At 62.6% G+C, this 4377-nt stretch carries 4 protein-coding genes; 1 reads left to right on the forward strand and 3 read right to left on the reverse strand.

The features are described 5' to 3' along the window. The 3 genes from JHD07_RS33775 to JHD07_RS33785 all read right to left on the reverse strand — a co-directional run. The coding region (locus JHD07_RS33775; RefSeq protein ID WP_291630038.1) for a TRAP transporter large permease subunit at window positions 1–1272 on the reverse strand (1272 nt) is incomplete at its 3' end. Then, a complete protein-coding gene (locus JHD07_RS33780) occupies window positions 1269–1871 on the reverse strand; it encodes a TRAP transporter small permease subunit (protein ID WP_291630040.1) in 603 nt (200 codons plus the stop codon). The genes JHD07_RS33780 and JHD07_RS33775, both read right to left, overlap by 4 nt. Before the next feature lie 117 nt (window positions 1872–1988). Next, window positions 1989–3116: a TRAP transporter substrate-binding protein gene (locus JHD07_RS33785; protein WP_291630042.1), complete on the reverse strand. Its 1128-nt coding sequence runs from the start codon at window positions 3114–3116 to the stop codon at window positions 1989–1991. 564 nt (window positions 3117–3680) lie between these two features. Between JHD07_RS33785 and JHD07_RS33790 the strand changes: the two genes are divergently transcribed. Next, on the forward strand, window positions 3681–4377 hold a 697-nt coding region (locus JHD07_RS33790), incomplete at its 3' end, for an ATP-binding cassette domain-containing protein (protein WP_291630044.1).

The raw sequence follows: 4377 nt of genomic DNA on the forward strand, positions 1-4377 counted from the left end.
GACGATCAGCATGTAGGGCATCATCCCGGCAAAGATCTGGTTCAGCGTCACATGCGGCGGTGAGACGCCCTTGAGATAGAAGGCCGACATCGCGACCGGCGGCGACAGGAAAGCCGCCTGCAGGTTGACCGCCACCAGCGTGCCGAAGAAGACCGGGTCGATCTGGAAATGCGCGAGCAGCGGCAAAAAGATCGGCACGAAGATCACGATGATCTCGGTCCATTCCAGCGGCCAGCCGAGCAGAAAGATGATCAATTGGGTCAACAGCAGGAACTGGATCGGCGACAGGTTCATCGAGGCGAAGAACTGCTCGACCACCGTCTGTCCGCCAAGAACGGCAAAAACCGCCGAGAACGTCCAGGATCCGATGAAGAGATAGCAGACCATCGCGGTGGCGCGCACGGTCAGATACACGGATTCGCGGATCATCTCGTAGTTGAGTGAACGATAGGCGGCCGCCAGCACGATGCTCATGAGGGCTCCCACCGCCGCCGCTTCCGAAGGCGTCGCGAGGCCAAGCAGGATCGCACCGAGCACCGAAACGATCAGCAACGCAAGCGGCAGGAACGACGTGGCGAGCGCCCAGATGACCTTTGAGGTCGGCACGTCGGTCTGCTCGCGTGGCAGCTTCGGCGCGAGCGCGGGATTGATGATCGCGCGTGTCATCGCATAGAGGACGTAGAGGCCGGCCAGCAAGAACCCGGGAAAGAACGCCGCCGCATAAAGCTTCACCGCCGAGACGCCGGCGGTCGCTGCATAGACGATCAGGAGGATGCTCGGCGGAATCAGGATGCCGAGGCAGCCGCCGGCGCAGACGACGCCCGCCGACAGCTTGGTGTCGTAGCCGGCTCGCAGCATCGCCGGCAATGCCAGCAGCCCCATCAGCGTGACGACGGCACCGACGATGCCGGTGGCGGTCGCGAACATCGCGCAGGTGATCAGCGTGGCCACCGCAAGCGCGCCCGGAACGTTCTTCATCGACAGTTGCAGCGAATAGAACAGGCGGTCGAGGATGTTGGCGCGCTCGATCAAATAGCCCATGAACAGGAACAGCGGAACCGCCACCAGCACGTCGCTGGACGTGACCTCGAACGTCTTCTGCACAAGAAGCGTGAAGATGCGGTTCTGGAAGAAGTCCTGACCGGGAGTGTAATAGGCATAGTAGCCGAACGAGACGCCCATCGCCATCAGCGTGAAGGCGATCGGGAAGCCCAGCATGATGATGAAGATGAACAGGCACAGCATCAGCATGCCGAGTTGAGGATCGGTCATGCGCCTGGTCCCTTCTCGCTCTGCGGCTCGGCCGCTTGCTGCTGACGTTCGCGGATGACGAGGCTTTCGGTCTCCTCCACGTCGTGCAGGCGTTGCGGCCATCGACCGGTGCGGATGCACAGCACGCAGCGGATGATTTCAGCGACCCCTTGCAGGAACAGAAGGAAGCCGGTGAGGGGGATCAGCGCCTTCAGCGGAAACACGGGAACGCCGGCCGGACTGAAGATGCTGACTTCGCGGAAGCGCACAGACATCTGGGCGTAGTTCCAGCCCGAATACATCAGCGCCGCGATCGCCGGCAGGAAGAACAGGATATACAGAACGAGGTCCATCGTCGCCTGGGTGCGCGGCGACCAGAGGCGGTAGACCACGTCGGCGCGGACGTGGCCGTTTCGCGAGAGCGTGTACGCGCCGGCCATCAGGAACATCGCGCCATAGGTGATGTAGCTGATGTCGAACGCCCAGGTGGTCGGTGCCCGCAGCACGTAGCGCACGAACACCTCGTAGCTGACACCCAGCGTCAGGACGAGGATCAGCCAAGCGAACGCCTTGCCCACCCACGTGCTGAGCTCATCGATGAAGAACAGGAATTTCGTCATGCGAGCTGAACTCGCTGCGAGCAGACCATCCGGATGTCCCCCCTCCCAACTCGTGGGCGGCGCACCAATTGCGCCGCCCTCTCACGTTCGGCGTCTCGCGATGCGTCGCGACGGCCGTTAGACCTTGAGCACGCCCGGGAAATGATGCTCGAAGGCGCCGCGGTAGTCCGTCGCGTTGTTCATGTTGTAATAGACCACGCGGCGCACCCATTCCTTCTGCGAGTCCATGACCTTCTTCATGAACGGGTCGGAGCCGAGCTGGGCGATCAGGCCGTCCCACGCCTTGATCTGCGCGTCGAACACCGACTTCGGCGTCCTCTGGACGTTGACCTTGTCCTTGTTGATCAGCTCCTGCAGGTCCTTGGAGTAATAGTCCATGGCCTTCCACTCGTTGGCGGAGGACACGGCTTCGGCGGCGTATTGCAGGATCGCCTGCTGTTCCTTCGGCAGCGTGTTGAATTTGGCTCGGTTGAACATGATCTCGAAATATTCCGTCGCCTGATGATGGCTGCCCATCATGTAGTTCTTGGCGACATCCTGCGCGCCGAAGCGCCGGTCCGAGGTCGGGTTGTTGAACTCGAATCCGTCGATCACGCCGCGCTCCATCGCGGGCACGATCTCGCCGCCGGGCAGCTGCGCGACGGATGCGCCCATCGCCTGGAACAGATCGGCGGCCAGACCCACCGTGCGGTACTTTAGGCCCTTCAAATCGGCGTCGCTGGTGATCGGCTTCTTGAACCAGCCGAGCGGCTGCGTCGGCATCGGCATGGCGAAGAAGCTCTTGATGTTGACGTTCATGATCTTGGTCTGGAGCTCCTCGAACAGCTCCTTGCCGCCGCCGTTGTGGATCCAGCCAAGGCCTTCGTTGGCGTTGAAGCCGAACACCGGGCCCGTGCCGAACAGCGAGGCGGCCTTGTGTTTGCCGTACCAGTAGACGGTGACCGTGTGCGCCGCGTCGATCTGGCCGCCATGAACGCCGTCGAAGACCTGGAACGGATGCACGACTGAGCCGCCGACCAAATAGTCGATGCGCAGCCGGCCACCGGCCATGTCGTTGACGCGCTTCACGTAGTCTTCGGCCATCTCGTTGAAGACGTCGGCCTTGCCCCACGAGCCCTGCATCTTCAGGGCTACTGTCTGCGCCCGGCTGACTTGCGGCATGGCGATGGTGGCAGCGCCGGCCGCGCCGGCGGTGAGCAGGAATTTGCGACGAGTCGTTCTGGTCTTTTCAGACTTTGCAAGCATGGACGTCCTCCCTGGCGGCGTGATTGTGCGAACGCGTCTCGGCGCGCTTTTTGTTGTTGTTGATCGCTGGAGGTATGCCGCATTCCAGCGACTTTGATCCCAGTCTGGACGTATTGCCCGCGTCCGACAAGCGCTCCGGTGTCGCATTGATCTTAGACGTTCGGCTCGCAGCAGCCGGATGCTCACGCGCCTGTCGCGGCGCAGCAAAAGCTGCAGCCGGACGCCCGTGCGATGCTCGTCCGCGATTGCATGCCGGGCCTCAGCGGAAATGTTGTCGCCGGGCCAGCTGCCCGTCGCGCGACCACTGGTTGGCTCAGTCGCCCGATGTGTTGAAGTCTTCAAGATCAGTGCTTGTCCGGAAAGCGCTGCGTCCGAAAACTGTCGTTCGCCGAAGTGATGCCTGATTGCCCGGACCTGCCGACGATCAGGGTTTGAATGCCCCCGGTGACCGGGCGCGGGAGGAGTGGGGGGCGACCGAGCCGGATTCCGTACCCTGCCGGGGCTTCCCCTGGCCGCCCGCATGGCCTATGACGCTGCAACGCAAAAATCCCCCAAAAAGACCTCATGATCCGCCTCGACAACGTCAGCAAGCAAGCCGGCCACCAGATCCTGTTCATCGAAGCCTCCGCGGCCCTCAATAAGGGCGAGAAGATCGGGCTCGTCGGCCCGAATGGTGCCGGCAAGTCCACCCTGTTCCGGATGATCGCGGGGGAGGATCTGCCCGACGAAGGGCAGGTCTCGACCGATCGCGGCATCACCATCGGCTATTTCAACCAGGATGTCGGCGAGATGAGCGGCCGCAGCGCGGTCGCCGAGGTGATGAATGGGGCAGGGCCCGTCAGCGAGGTGGCGGCCGAGCTGCGCGAGCTCGAGGCCGCGATGGCCGATCCTGACAAGGCCGACCAGATGGACGAGATCATCGCCCGTTACGGCGAGGTGCAGCACCGCTTCGAGGAGCTCGACGGCTATGCGCTCGATGGCCGTGCGCGCGAGGCGCTCTCCGGCCTCGGCTTCAGCCAGGAGATGATGGAGGGCGACGTCGGAAAACTCTCCGGCGGCTGGAAGATGCGCGTGGCGCTGGCGCGCATTCTCCTGATGCGCCCCGACGTGATGCTGCTCGACGAGCCCAGCAACCATCTCGATCTCGAAAGCCTGATCTGGCTGGAGAAATTCCTGCACGATTACGAAGGCACGCTGCTGATGACCTCGCATGACCGCGAGTTCATCAACCGTGTAATCTCCAAGGTGATCGAGATCGATT

It is taken from the genome of Bradyrhizobium sp., from assembly GCF_016462955.1.
Taxonomy (GTDB): Bacteria; Pseudomonadota; Alphaproteobacteria; order Rhizobiales; family Xanthobacteraceae; genus Bradyrhizobium.